The sequence below is a fragment of the Paraburkholderia sp. GAS41 genome, assembly GCF_050436545.1.
Lineage (GTDB): Bacteria > Pseudomonadota > Gammaproteobacteria > Burkholderiales > Burkholderiaceae > Paraburkholderia.
This window is the reverse complement of record NZ_JBNDMK010000014.1, coordinates 69,860-82,839: the sequence shown is the minus strand read 5'-3', so window position 1 is coordinate 82,839 and position 12,980 is coordinate 69,860. Positions and strand designations below refer to the sequence as shown.

The window sequence follows — 12,980 nt, the reverse complement described above, 5'->3', positions numbered from 1 at the left end:
GTCGATGATTTGACTCGCCAACGCCAACGTCGCCATGGAACCGGATAATCTACCTTGGTATTAACGACGGTCTTAAGGAAATATTGAGGTACGGGCGCCGCGACGCTCCGCTTCGGCAAACATCTCGCGTAACCGCTGGCGGTCGTCGAAACTCAAGTGCGCCGCCGCTGCCGGCATCCCGAGCACCACGTGTAGCGTCATATCGCCATGCGAGCCCTTGCGGTCTGCCAGCCCATGCCCGCGCAAACGGATCGTACTTCCCGGCTGCGTGTTGGGTGCAATCGTTATCTCTTGCGCGCGTCCCAGGATCTGGGTCGCGAAGGCGCCGCCGAGCGTGGCCGTCAAGAAATCGACTTCAATCTCGCACGCGAGATTCAGCCCGCTGCGGCGCCAGCTCGAGTCACACACGATCGCGACCGAGAAGATGGCATCGCCCGCCGGACCGCCATTTACGCCAGGATGCCCGCCGCCTTCGACGACCAGACGCTGGCCGTCCCACGCACCCGCCGGAACCTTGACGGTCTCCAGCATCCGGTAGGTTCCAATGCCCGTGCCGGCACATGTGGGGCACCGGTCGCCGGTCAGCGGCCGCCCGGTGCCCGCACAAGCAGTGCAGCGCGTGCCCGACACCGTCTGGCCGCTACCGTAGCAGCGCACGCATTCCGAGGCTTTTTCCTGACACGGGCGGCACGGCCCGTTCACCGCGTAGGACGCGGCCACGTCGCCGCCATGAATGGCGGCTTCGAGCGGCACGAAAAGTTCGACCAGGCAGTTCGCGCCGCGCATTGGCGGCGTGCTGCGGTGCTCGGGCGGCGCGGCTTCCTGCTTGCGCTCGCCGCTCGCTGCCGACGTCGACGCCGGGCTGGACGCGGGCCGCTTGCGTTTGCCGGTCAGAATCTCGAACGCTTCCTGAATCCGCTTGAACGCCGGCTCGACGGTTGCTTCACGCCCCTTGTTGCGGTCCGGATGGTACTTTGCCCGCAGCCGCCGGTATGCGCGCTTGACGTCTGCCGGCGACGCTGTGCCCGGCAGTTCCAGTCGCTTGTAATATTCCTCGAGACCCACCCGTTTCCCCGCTCTCCTTCTGATACCGCGAGTCTATCAAGAAGGGAGCGGAGAGATGGCCCGTCACGCCCGGCGCGGCTTATTTGGGCTGCGTCATCGTGAATTCCGCGCCCTTGGAGGTGCTGGCGGGCCAGCGCTGCATGACGCTCTTGTAGTGCGTGTAAAAGCGCACCGCTTCCTCGCCGTACGCGTGATGATCGCCGAACAGCGAGCGCTTCCAGCCGCCAAACGAATGCCATGCCGGCGGCACCGGGCTCGGTATATTGATGCCCACCATGCCAATGTGAATCTGCCGGGAGAACGAGCGCGCCGCGTTGCCGTCGGACGTGAACAGCGAAACGCAGTTGCCCAGTTCGTGCGCATTGACGAGGGCGATCGCGCTGGCGAGATCAGGCACGCGAACCACCGACAGCACCGGCCCGAAAATCTCTTCCCGGTAGATGCTCATATCAGGCTTGACGTCGTCGAACAGCGAGCCGCCCAGGAAGAAACCGTCGCGCCCCGCCACGGCATGGCCACGACCATCCACAACGAGCTTGGCACCCGCCTTGACGCCTGCATCGATATAACCCAGCACCTTGGTGCGATGTGCGGCGCTGATGAGCGGCCCCATGTCCAGATCGGGCTCCATGCCGCCGCCGATCCTGAGCGCGTGCACGCGCGGCACGAGACGCTCGACCAGTTCATCGCCAATCCGTCCTACCGCCACCGCGACCGAGGTCGCCATGCACCGCTCGCCGGCCGAGCCATAGCTTGAGTTGATGAGTGCGTCGACGGCTTGATCGAGATCGGCATCCGGCATCACGACCAGATGGTTCTTCGCACTCCCTAGTGCTTGCACGCGCTTGCCGCGCTTCGAAAATTCGCCATAGATGTATTCGGCGACCGGCGTCGAGGCGACGACCGACATCGCCACGACATCGGGGTTGTCGATCAGCGCATCGACGACCGGCTTGCTGCCATGCACGACATTGAAGACACCTTTCGGAAAGCCTGCTTCGATGAACAGTTCGGCAAGCCGGATCGAAGCCGACGGCGTGCGCTCCGAGGGCTTGAGGATGAACGTGTTGCCGCACGCGGCGGCCATCACGAACATCCAGCATGGCACCACCATCGGAAAATTGAACGGCGTGACGCCCGCCGCAACGCCGAGCGGCTGACGCAGATTCCAGTTGTCGATGCCGCCGCTGATCTGATCGGTGAACTCGGTCTTGAGCAGGGTCGGGATGCCACACGCAAATTCGACGATTTCGATGCCGCGCACCACTTCGCCCTTCGCGTCCGAAAACAGCTTGCCGTGATCGAGCGTAATAAGTTCGGCGAGTTCGTCGCTGTGCGCGTCGAGCAATTCCTTGAACTTGAACATCAGACGCGCGCGCGTCAACGGCGCGGTTTCGCTCCACGCTGGAAACGCAGCTTTCGCAGCAGCGACGGCGGCGGCCACTTCAGTGGTACTGGCAACCGGCACACGCGCCGATATCCGGCCTAGCGCCGGATCGTACACGTCGGCGAACTGCCCGCTCGTGCCGGCAGCACGTCGACCGTCGATGAAATGACTGAGTTCGCGTACGCGCGCGGCGCCTTGATCTGCTTCGCTCATAGGTCCTCCAATAGGGAATAAGGGCGTTGCTGCAGCGCTGTTCGCCGTCGCTCACGCCACGCCTCGTCATGCAGACTACGCTCGGCGTTGGGTGCTGTCGAACCGCAACGCTACGGGGCGCGCGACGTTTTTCCCCACGGCAGCTCAGGTGGTTTGCCGCATCAGATCAGACAGATTAGTGCGTCAAGCAAGGCACGCCGCGTCGCCGCGCGACCTGGAAGGGTGGGTGAAATATTCCTAAGGGTTGCTCACTTTTTCCACACGGCACTCACTGCCTCGCGCTTGTGTCCGCCAGGCAACGATGCAGGCTTGTAGCCGCCGCACGGTTGACCGAAGCGCACAATTGAATTGCCCCGCACCATGCTGTTTTTGTGGGGAAAATCGCCCAGAATTCACTGCATCCCCGAACACGACTGATAGGTCCGGGGTGGAGTGGGTTATCGTCGATTCGTAATCCGCTGCGCTTGAAGCGGAACGTGACGCGCTCCGGCTTCGAACGCAGCCAGAGACGGAGCACGTCTCATGAAAAGCCGGACACAACTATGTTTGATAATGGCGTTGGTCGCCGCCGCGCTGGTGAAAAACGGTGACGCGTTCGCTCACCCCGAAGCCGCCGCGCTGGTCGACGAACAGCATTGCATGTTCTGCCACACGACCGAGGCGCCGCGTCTTGCGCCCTCGTTCCCGCAGATCGCGCAACACTATCGCCAGGTACCGGGTGCGGGCTCCGCACTCGCGCGGAAACTGTCTCTTGAAGGGCCGGCCCATTGGGGCGACATAGCGATGCCGGTCGCGGACCGCCCCGATCCGCTTTCGCCCGACGATGCACAAACCGTCGCTCAGTGGCTATTGACCCAGTGAACGGGTGCGGCCCGGCAATTTCGACACGGCATCGCTGCGTAATAGACGGCTAAACCCGCTCGCTCCGTTTCGACGCGAGATACTCAACAACCGGCCCCGTCAGCGCAATACCCTGTAACTCCTCCGGCGACGCCAGATGCACAGCGATAATCTCGCGATTATCAAGCCGCAATTCGGGCAGGCGATCGAGATGCAGTTCAAAGAAATACACCCGATCTCTTCGCCCGTCCCAATTGCCGCAGACGCGGCCCGCAGGCCGTAACGCGCACGACGGCAGTCCGATCTCCTCGTCCATTTCGCGCTGCGCGGCGGCGTCAGGCGCTTCACCGGGATGGATGCTGCCGCCGGGAAAATTCCATTCGCTGCGGTACGACGACTTCACCAGCAACAGCGCCTGCCCGACATAGATTGCGACGAGCGCGCCCTCGTGGCGAGGCCGTCGAAGGTGCCACCACGCCCGAGCGAAGCGGAATCCGACCCGCAGCACAACGCGCCAGACAGCGTCGAGAAGCGTGCCCCGTCGCACTCGCTCAGGGCTCGGCATGAGGTTGATCCTTTCCTTTCATGGTCAGCGGGTCTTCCTGGGCATCGAGTTAGTGTGGCGTGGGTCGTTCAGCGTCACTCATTGCGCCGTCACGCAGCCGGTACGGCCGCGCCCACCTGCTGGTACACCGCAGTCTCGAAGCCGATCAACGTTTCGATCACAGGCATGTCGAAGAACGGCAGGATCTGTGTCATCAGCACCCCGCCGATGCCGCTCGAGCGGTCGAACCAGTAGAAGGAGTTGAAGATGCCGGCCCAGTCGGCGGTGCCGCGGCTACGCATGCCCGGCAGGTCCGCAAGCGTCAGGCAGAAGCCTAGCCCCCAACTCTGCGGCGCCGGCGATGGAGGCACCTCGTTCGACAGTTCGGGCACCGTAGGCTTCATTGCCTCGGGAAGCGTGATCGGCGCGAGATGGTCTTGCAGCGCCATGCGCACGGTTGCCGGCTCAAGGATGCCAGCACCATCGTTGAGCCAGGCCTTCAGGAAGCGACCGTAGTCCTGCACGGTGCCGTACGAACCGTGGCCGGCCGCATCCCATTCGGAAACCGCCGGCAAATCGATGTCTGAAGGCACGAGCTTGCCGTTCGCCTGGCGCTGCATCACGCGGAGCAACCGGCCGCGCTGCTCCGCGCTCGGCGCGAAGGTCGAGTCGCTCATTCCCAGCGGACCGTAGACATGTTGCTTGAGGTAGTCTCCCAAACTTTGTCCGGATAGTTTCTCGACAACCATCCCGAGCCAGTCCGTGTTGGTGCCGTATTCCCAGGCAGTGCCAGGATCGTTGACAAGCGGCGCGTGAAGACTGCGCTTGAGTCCCGTCAAAGGATGAGGCTCGCCGGTCAACTCGTGATAGCGCTTTAACTTCTCATTGAGGAAGAAGTAACCCGCGCCGCCGGTATGTGTCATCAGTTGCCGGATCGTGGCCTTGCTGGCAGGCGCGCGCAGGCGTGGCTCGTCGCCATCGAAGCCATCCAGCACCTGCAACTGGCCGAACTCCGGCAAAACCGATTCGACCGTGGTATCGAGGCTCAACAGCCCCTTTTCCACCAACTGGAGTGCCGCCGTCGTGGCGACGGCCTTCGTCATCGAGGCATTGCGGAACATCGTGTTTTGGGTCGCTTCGCCTGCCGCGTGATGGAACAGCACGCCGCTGCGGTCCACGACTGCCGCCGCAACGCCGTGGATAGCGCTCTTCGAAACTGCATCGTCCAGCAGCGCCTTGATGGCAGAACCGTCAAAACTCATGCGTGCCTCCTGCGTTCGTGGTGGGAAGTCCGTACGCCGCGTTGCGTCACGTCGCGTCGCCCGCAGTACGGGTCGCGCCATTTTGCACCAATGTGCGGCTATGCGGGGCATCACACCGTGGTAGCGCCGGGCCCCTGTGCCGCGCAAGGTTCACTCCGCGGTAGAATCCGAGTCAATACTCGCTTTTTAGCAGGCCACATCATGGCGACGAATCGACGTCAATCATTAAAGCCGCGAAAAATTCCCCAGCAATCCCGTGCCGAACAAACCGTTGCCACGATTCTGGAGGCCGCGGCGCGCGTGCTCGAAAGCAAAGGCATGGACGGCCTGAACACCAATCTCGTTGCACAGCGCGCGGGCGTTAGCGTCGGCACCCTGTATCAGTACTTTCCTGGCAAAGACGCCATTATCGTTGCCCTGAGCAAGCGTGAGCATGCCATGTTCCTCGCGGAGGCTAAAGCTGCGCTGGGCCAGGCATCCGGTCAGCGCGCATTAAAGTACCTGATTGCCGTCTCCGTCCACCAGCAACTGCGTCGTCCCGTACTTGCGCGCGCGCTCGATTTCGAGGAGAACCGTCCTGCTATCGCCAAGGAACTCGCGAAAGGCAAAGGCGCCTTTGCCGAGTTGATCCAGCAGATTCTTGCCCATGACGATATCCCGCCGCAGCCGAACACGGAAATAGCGGTGGATGACCTTCTCGCCATCGTACGTGCCTTGACCGACGCCGCCGGAGAGCGTGGCGAAGTGGACCGTGTTGCGCTGGAGGCCCGTATCGGCCGTGCCTTGTTCGGATACCTCGGGATCGCGGACCGTCAGCCCGAAAAATCAAAACTCAGGAAATAGACGGCGCATGGGACGCGGGAAAGCGCTGCCGCCATCGCCGCACATCTTCTGTGCCGCTGGCATGTCGAGTCCAGTCCCTCGCGGGCGCTTCAAAAATGCGAGTAATTGTTCATATCGTTACCGCATCGAACCAGCAACCCCTTCACTCGCGAGTCGAACCGCGCAGACATAGCGCACGCCCAATGCGAGTTTTAAAATCGAGCAATTACTCGCAAAATGACTTCTGTGGACGGTGACTCAATCTGCACTGCCGCAAAGCGGCTGCGTCACTGACCGACTCCACTACAGCCCATTTCAACCTTTCTGCGAGAGCTATCATGAACCTTCGTCAAGACGCGAAGCTGAACCATCTAAGCTTCCCGACTACCAACGTCGCCGAGACAGCTGCATTTTTTGAAAAATACCTCGGCTGCGAGATCGTTGCAGCCGGGCAGAGCTGTCTGCTCAAAAGGAATGGTTTCGACATCGTTCTGGAGCACGTTACGGAGGAAGTGCCGGTTTGGCCCAAAAACTTTCACTTTGGCCTGGAGGTCGAGAGTCTGGCTGACGTCCATGTCCTTTACAAGGAATTCATGGAAGGCGGCGTCCGTATGGAGACGGAGGTCTACAACAACTCGCGCGGGTCGCGTTTCTTTTGTCGTTCGCCAGGAGGCGTCCTGATCGAAATCAACACGCGCGCAGATATGCGCCAGCAGGATCATTGGCAAAAGCTGTTCTAAAAGGGCTTCCGGCGATCAATGAGAAAACGGGCGCGACGTCTGTCGCGCTTCTGCTTTCCATCTTGCAGCGGGACTTTACGGACGCAAGGTCAAGTCTCAACGCCGGGCGCGATTGATCGCGCTGGCAGCCAGTTCCCGCGCGAGGTCCGCGTATAGCTCCGCCCACTTGCCGAGCAAGCTGGCATCGTCGGTCAGGAAAAGCGGATGCTCCGCCCATGCGCTCACGTCGGGACCTTCCCGGGTCACTTCGAAGACGCGCAAGTCCTCATCTTCGCTGACGCCGCTCTCGACCAGTTCGCGGAACGAGATGAGGTTGTAGAGACATACGTTGTCGGGTGCGATGTTATGAATCGCCGCCAGCGCATCAGTCGCCTCTTTTCGCGCGGCATCGCGACTGGCGGCCATTAGGAACACAATACTTTCGGCTTGCGCGTGGCCGAACATCAAACGGTACAGCGAGGTTTTGCAGCGATGGCTCAATTGCGTGCCCATGCGTTCTCCTCGTTCAGAAGACCTGCTGTCGTCCTGCTGGATCGCCGGCATGCTGCTTATTCGCGGCTCTGATTTCAAACGGCAATCTAGCCCGCTTTCGGACACTTTTCTACCCGGGCTCGCCCTTACAGGAAGAGCACCGTCTACGGACGTTGCCAACCGGTGCGTGAGATATATGCGTCCTGTACGGAGGTGTCACGCTAGCCAGATCAATGGCTGGCAGCGGCCAAAGCGTCGCCTTGGCCGCTGCTGCAGAATCGCCACATGACCGTTAGCGGTCTTAACTACGCCTTGCGCTACAGGTAAAGAGAGCAGCGTCGCACTGCTCTCTTGCGGTCGCAGTCCGGTTAGAGACGCACCACGTCGACAATAGCCTGCGCAAATGCCTTCGGCGCTTCCTGTGGAAGGTTATGCCCGACACCGCCGTCGATGTTCCGGTGCTGATACTTGCCCGTGAACTTCTTCGCATACGCTGCCGGTTCCGGATGCGGTGCGCCGTTGGCGTCGCCCTCCATCGTGATGGACGGAACCGAGATGGCGGGCCCGGTTGCCAGACGCGCTTCGAGCGAATCGTATTGCGACTCGCCCTGGGCCAGTCCCATGCGCCAGCGGTAGTTGTGAATCACCACGGCGACATGATCCGGGTTGTTGAACGACTCAGCCGTACGGTCGAAGGTCGCATCGTCAAAATTCCACTTGGGCGACGCGAGACGCCAGATCAGCTTGTTGAAGTCGTGGCGGTTCGCTTGATAACCCTCGTAGCCACGCTCCGTTGCGAAATAGAACTGATACCACCACTGCAGTTCGGCCTTCGGCGGAAGCGGCGCCTTGCCTGCTGCCTGATTGCCGATCAGATATCCGCTCACCGAGACGATGCCCTTGACACGTTGCGGCCACAGCGCCGCCACGATATCGACCGTACGCGCGCCCCAATCGAAGCCGCCAAGAATCGCCTGGTCGATTTTCAATGCGTCCATCAACGCAATGACGTCGACGGCGACAACCGACTGCTGCCCGTTGCGCGGCGTATCCGTGGACAGGAAACGCGTCGAGCCGAAGCCGCGCAGATACGGCACGATGACCCGATAGCCGGCGGCCGCCAGGATTGGCGTCACTTCAGCGAAGCTGTAAATATCGTAAGGCCAGCCGTGCAGCAGAATGACCACCGGTCCGTTCTGCGGCCCGGCTTCGGCATAGCCGATATTCAGTGTTCCTGCATTGATCTGGCGAATCGTATCGAACGAAGCCACGCGGGTGGCAGCTTTCGTGTCGTTCGATTGCGCGTGGGCAAGTCCGCTCAAGCCCAGTTCCAGCAAGCCGATGCCCGCTACGGTCGTCCCCAGCAGACGACGCCGGCGCGTATTGATCTCTTCCGTCATGGCCGATTCTCCTTAAAGATTGCGCCACAGTTTTTCGATTGTGCAAACGACATCACCGGCAGCGCAACCGTTGTAGCGAGCAACAGCGATTGAGCGGCCTTCATTATTTCCAGCCTGAAAAAAGACCTTTTCCAGCAGACGTCCTCTCGACTATCCGGCTTACGCAGCCGGAAGAAGACGCGCGCCGCCTCATGCGTCTTCCACGACCGACAAGCTGGCGCCGTTGGCCACCTCAGCCGTTAGCGCGTATGGGTCCACGCCTTCGAGGCAACCGAGGTTGACGCGCCAAAGCTGTGGATCCTTGCGCGTCTGGTGAAACGGATAAATGCCGCAATGCTTGCAGAAGTAGTGCTTCGCCGTGCGTGTATTGAACTGGTACAAGGTCAACGAATCTTCGCCGCTCAGGATTTTTAGCTCGCCTGCCGCGAACGTCGGACTCATCAACGCGCCCTTGCGACGGCACAGGCTGCAATTGCAGCGCGTAGCAGGTTCGACGGCGGTACGGACTTCGAATTTCACGCTCCCGCAGTGACAGGATCCGTGCAGCAGTTCGGTGCTCATGGTGTTCTCCGCAGTAGGAATGGGAGCTTTATAGCCTGGTACGCGCGGCGCTTTGTATCGCAATGTATCTGGGCATTGTCCCGATACAAAACATTGCACCGGAGGGCCTCAGCGACATATGCCAGATACGAACGGGCGTTCCAATGCAGTCATCGCTCATCACCGCAATGCCCGCCCGGCTCCCTCTAAAGGACTCTGACATGTTCTCCCGACTCAAGACCACCGTGACCGTTGCGCTCGCTGTCGTCGCAGTGGCAAGCAGCGCCGCAGCCATCGCAGGCTTCGTTACAAGCCCTGTTTCCGATGATGGTTCTGCTCCCGCCATCAACCAGCCAGCACCGAACTTCACAGGTATCGACAAATGGCTCAATAGCGATCCGCTGACCATGCAGCAGTTGCGCGGTAAGGTCGTGCTGGTCGATTTCTGGACCTACACGTGCATTAACTGCATTCACGTGCTGCCGTATGTCGAAAGTTGGAATCAAAAATACAAGGACCAGGGCCTGGTGGTGGTCGGCGTCCACACGCCCGAGTATTCGTTCGAGCGCGATACGGACAACGTCCAGAAGGCCATCAAGCATCTTGGCATTACGTACCCCGTAGCACAGGACAATCACTACGCAACGTGGAGCGCCTACGACAATCAGTATTGGCCGGCGTTTTATCTGGTCGACAAGAAAGGGAACGTCGTCTACACGCACTTTGGCGAAGGTGACTACGACCAGACTGAAGCAAAGATCAAGGCGCTGCTGGCGGAAAAAGCGTAATCCGGATCGCGACGTATCCGGGCGTTTTCCTGAGAAAGTCCGCGCGGGTTTAGCACCGTTGCGGACTTGATTGATCGGGTCGAAGGTTCAATGGTCCGACCCGATGCGCTGGCTTAACGAGCGGGCAATTTCCAGTCTGGCCGGATGAAGTGGCACGTGTACCCGTTGGGGAGGCGTTCCAGGTAGTCCTGATGTTCCGGCTCGGCTTCCCAGAACGGGCCCGCCGCAACGATTTCCGTGACGACCTTGCCCGGCCACAAATCGGATGCATCGACATCGGCCACGGTGTTCAGGGCCACCTGCTTCTGCTCGTCGTTCAGATAGAAAATGGCCGAGCGGTAGCTCGTACCAATGTCGTTGCCCTGACGGTTCGCGGTTGACGGGTCGTGAATCTGGAAGAAAAACTCCAGAATCTGACGATAGCTGATCTGGCTCGGGTCGAAGACGATTTCGATGCCCTCTGCGTGCGTGCCGTGATTGCGGTAGGTGGCATTGGGTACGTCGCCGCCCGTGTAGCCGACCCGCGTGGTGAGCACGCCCGGATAGCGTCGCAGCAGATCCTGCATGCCCCAGAAGCACCCGCCGGCCAGAATCGCGGTTTCGGTTTGCGTCGTCATTATTCGTTCATCTCCATCAGTGGTGTGACTCTGCTGAATGCAAGAATCGTAAGTGAGTGAGCTCGCCTTTCGGCGCGATGGGCGCGGCGGGGGGCGAGTGTCCCGGCGTTCCCGGCAGCATGCCAGAAATCGACTCGATTCGCAGAAGTCCCCGGGCGGTGTTCATTCCGCTAACCGACGACCTGCCCCTTGTCGATATGCGGTTCAGCGAAGCTTTCTTCAAGGCGCGCAATCTCGTCCGCCCGCTCGGCCTTTCCGAGCAGAAAGCCTTGGCCGTGCGTGCATCCGCAGGCGCGCACGAATTCCAGATGCTCCGGTGTCTCGATGCCTTCCGCCGTGGTCGGCATGCCCATTTCCCGCGCCAAAGCCACGATGCCCCGCACCACGGCGGCGGATTCGCGCCGATGAACCGCATCCACGACGAACGAACTGTCGATCTTGAGCTTGTCGAACGAAAATCGCACCAGCGTCGACATGGTCGAAAAGCCGGTTCCAAAGTCATCGAGCGACAGCGCGACGCCCAGCGAACGGAGTTGGGCGACGTTACGCCGGGTCGCGGCGTCGTCGCTCAGCAGCACGGATTCGGTGACCTCGATATTCAGCCGCTCCGGCGGTAACTTCGTTTTCCGAAGGATCGATGCGACCGACGCGGCGAACGATTCCTCGCGCAACTGCACAGGCGACACGTTGACTGCCACCGCAACCGGTTCACGCCATGCAGCGGCCTCGGTGCAGGATTGCAGCAGCGCCCACTCGCCCAACGCAAGCACGAGACCGGTACGCTCGGCGGTTGGAATGAAGGCCAGCGGAGACAATTCGCCACGCGTCGGATGCGTCCAGCGAAGCAGGGCCTCGCGGCCCGAAATGGTGCCGTCGCTCAGATCGAAGATCGGCTGATATTCCATCCGCAGACCGCTAAACGACTGCATCGCGCCTTCGAGGTCGCTGCGCAGAAGGCTCAAACTCTCATCGGACGCATGCTTGTCCGCGTCGAATACCGCAAACGCACTCTTGCCGTTGCGCTTGACCGCGTACAAGGCGCGATCCGCGCAGATCAGCAATTGCGGCCCGGTTCTTCCATGCTCCGGATAAAGCGCAATCCCGACGCTCGCGCCGATATGCACACGTGCTTCGGTCAGCGCGAACGGATGCGCCAAGGTCTTGACGATACGCGCCGCCAGCGCGCGAACATCATTAACCTGCGCATCGCCATCGGAAATGGCCACGAACTCATCGCCAGCGAGACGTCCGACCAGATCGCCGCCGGGCAGTATTTCATGCAGCCGGATCGCCGCTTCCTCGAGAATCTGATCGCCGGCGGCGTGACCCAGGCTATCGTTGATCGCCTTGAAGCCGTCGAGATCGATCAGGAGTACCGCGAATGATTGCTCTGCGCGCGCATAGTCGGCCTCGGTTCGCTCCAGCAGGAGCTCGCTGATACGCGCGCGATTGGGCAGCCCCGTGAGACTGTCGTGACGCGCCAGGCGATGGCTGTTTTCGCGTGCCGTCAGCAATGCAACGGTGTCGCGGTTGCTACGCACGGCAACCGTGAAAAAGCCCGCCGCGCAGAACGGCGCCTCGAACAACAGAACCAGCTTGCCCGAACCGGGAGAGAGTGCCGCCCCTAGGCCCAGCAGGCCGAGAATGAACGTGATCTGGATCAGCACGAGACGAGGCGTGCCCGCATTGCGCCCAGCCAGCCCGCCGATGACCCCCACCGCACACACGTTGCCGAGCAGAAACAGCGCGGGTTCGCCGCTGATATTGCACAGCAGGCTGCCGAAGCCGAACACCGCGCTCCACAGGATGCTGGCGAAGAGGAATGCCGAGGTGGGCGTAGGCTGTCCGCGCGCGCTCCGTTTGCAACAGATATAGATCAGGCTCAGGCGGGCAAGCAGCAATGCGACGACTGCGCTGACCCAAAACGCGTAGAGGTGGCGGCTCGGATAGAGGTAAAGCGCGGTCGCGCAGACACTGATTTCGCAGACCGACGCGAATACGATGGACGCCGTTCGCGTGAACAGATTAGCAAGTAATACTTGCCGATTATCAGCACTCAGATGTTGGGTGGAGGAGACGATCCACTTGAAAAACGGCGACCTTGGTTCGCTAAAAGCCATGACCTGCGCATCTTCGATGGTGAGTGGATCGGACCCGACGTGTGCCGCAATTATTACGTAAACGCCAATCATCAGGTTAATTTGGCGTGCTGAAGGGCTGGACGTCTGTCTTTGTGATCGCGTATGCCTGCGAGACATGCCCATCAGCCTACAAAGTCTTTTTTCTTTGCA

Annotated in this window: 13 protein-coding genes; 4 read left to right on the top strand and 9 right to left on the bottom strand. The window is 60.9% G+C overall.

Features of this window, described 5'->3' with window-relative positions; all coding sequences use genetic code 11:
• Positions 1-72 precede the first annotated feature (72 nt).
• Both P3T43_RS19880 and P3T43_RS19875 read right to left on the bottom strand, forming a co-directional pair.
• Entirely contained in the window at positions 73-1,065 is a 993-nt protein-coding gene (locus tag P3T43_RS19880) for a DnaJ C-terminal domain-containing protein (RefSeq protein ID WP_429282750.1), read from the bottom strand.
• Positions 1,066-1,144: 79 nt separating this feature from the next.
• Complete coding sequence (locus tag P3T43_RS19875; RefSeq protein ID WP_429282749.1) at positions 1,145-2,665, bottom strand: CoA-acylating methylmalonate-semialdehyde dehydrogenase; 1,521 nt, start codon at positions 2,663-2,665, stop codon at positions 1,145-1,147.
• 522 nt (positions 2,666-3,187) lie between these two features.
• Between P3T43_RS19875 and P3T43_RS19870 the strand changes: the two genes are divergently transcribed.
• Positions 3,188-3,526: a c-type cytochrome gene (locus P3T43_RS19870; RefSeq protein ID WP_429282748.1), complete on the top strand. Its 339-nt coding sequence runs from the start codon at positions 3,188-3,190 to the stop codon at positions 3,524-3,526.
• Positions 3,527-3,575: 49 nt separating this feature from the next.
• Here the strand turns inward: P3T43_RS19870 and P3T43_RS19865 are convergent, their stop codons facing one another.
• Both P3T43_RS19865 and P3T43_RS19860 read right to left on the bottom strand, forming a co-directional pair.
• A complete protein-coding gene (locus tag P3T43_RS19865; RefSeq protein WP_429282747.1) occupies positions 3,576-4,070 on the bottom strand; it encodes an NUDIX domain-containing protein in 495 nt (164 codons plus the stop codon).
• Between the two features lie 89 nt (positions 4,071-4,159).
• Positions 4,160-5,311 (bottom strand): serine hydrolase domain-containing protein, encoded by a 1,152-nt coding sequence (locus tag P3T43_RS19860; protein WP_429282746.1) that lies wholly within the window; start codon positions 5,309-5,311, stop codon positions 4,160-4,162.
• Positions 5,312-5,512: 201 nt separating this feature from the next.
• Between P3T43_RS19860 and P3T43_RS19855 the strand changes: the two genes are divergently transcribed.
• Together P3T43_RS19855 and P3T43_RS19850 are read left to right on the top strand one after the other, a co-directional pair.
• On the top strand, positions 5,513-6,154 hold the full coding sequence (locus tag P3T43_RS19855) for a TetR/AcrR family transcriptional regulator (protein ID WP_429282745.1): 642 nt from the start codon (positions 5,513-5,515) through the stop codon (positions 6,152-6,154).
• Between the two features lie 317 nt (positions 6,155-6,471).
• Positions 6,472-6,873 carry a VOC family protein gene (locus P3T43_RS19850; RefSeq protein ID WP_429282744.1) on the top strand — a complete coding sequence of 134 codons (402 nt, stop codon included), beginning with the start codon at positions 6,472-6,474 and terminating at the stop codon, positions 6,871-6,873.
• Between the two features lie 96 nt (positions 6,874-6,969).
• Here the strand turns inward: P3T43_RS19850 and P3T43_RS19845 are convergent, their stop codons facing one another.
• The 3 genes from P3T43_RS19845 to P3T43_RS19835 all read right to left on the bottom strand — a co-directional run bounded on the left by P3T43_RS19845 (position 6,970) and on the right by P3T43_RS19835 (position 9,305).
• Entirely contained in the window at positions 6,970-7,365 is a 396-nt protein-coding gene (locus P3T43_RS19845) for a hypothetical protein (protein WP_429282743.1), read from the bottom strand.
• Between the two features lie 347 nt (positions 7,366-7,712).
• Positions 7,713-8,744, bottom strand: a complete 1,032-nt coding sequence (locus tag P3T43_RS19840) for an alpha/beta fold hydrolase (RefSeq protein ID WP_429282742.1) — start codon at positions 8,742-8,744, stop codon at positions 7,713-7,715.
• A gap of 189 nt (positions 8,745-8,933) precedes the next feature.
• Complete coding sequence (locus P3T43_RS19835) at positions 8,934-9,305, bottom strand: GFA family protein (RefSeq protein ID WP_429282741.1); 372 nt, start codon at positions 9,303-9,305, stop codon at positions 8,934-8,936.
• A gap of 200 nt (positions 9,306-9,505) precedes the next feature.
• Here P3T43_RS19835 and P3T43_RS19830 point away from each other — a divergent pair, with 200 nt between their 5' ends.
• Positions 9,506-10,072 (top strand): thioredoxin family protein, encoded by a 567-nt coding sequence (locus tag P3T43_RS19830; RefSeq protein WP_429282740.1) that lies wholly within the window; start codon positions 9,506-9,508, stop codon positions 10,070-10,072.
• 113 nt (positions 10,073-10,185) lie between these two features.
• On the opposite strand, the gene msrA is transcribed toward P3T43_RS19830, so the two are convergent.
• Positions 10,186-10,689: a peptide-methionine (S)-S-oxide reductase MsrA gene (msrA, locus tag P3T43_RS19825; protein WP_429282739.1), complete on the bottom strand. Its 504-nt coding sequence runs from the start codon at positions 10,687-10,689 to the stop codon at positions 10,186-10,188.
• A 170-nt stretch (positions 10,690-10,859) separates the two neighbouring features.
• Positions 10,860-12,809: a putative bifunctional diguanylate cyclase/phosphodiesterase gene (locus P3T43_RS19820; protein WP_429282738.1), complete on the bottom strand. Its 1,950-nt coding sequence runs from the start codon at positions 12,807-12,809 to the stop codon at positions 10,860-10,862.
• Positions 12,810-12,980 lie beyond the last annotated feature (171 nt).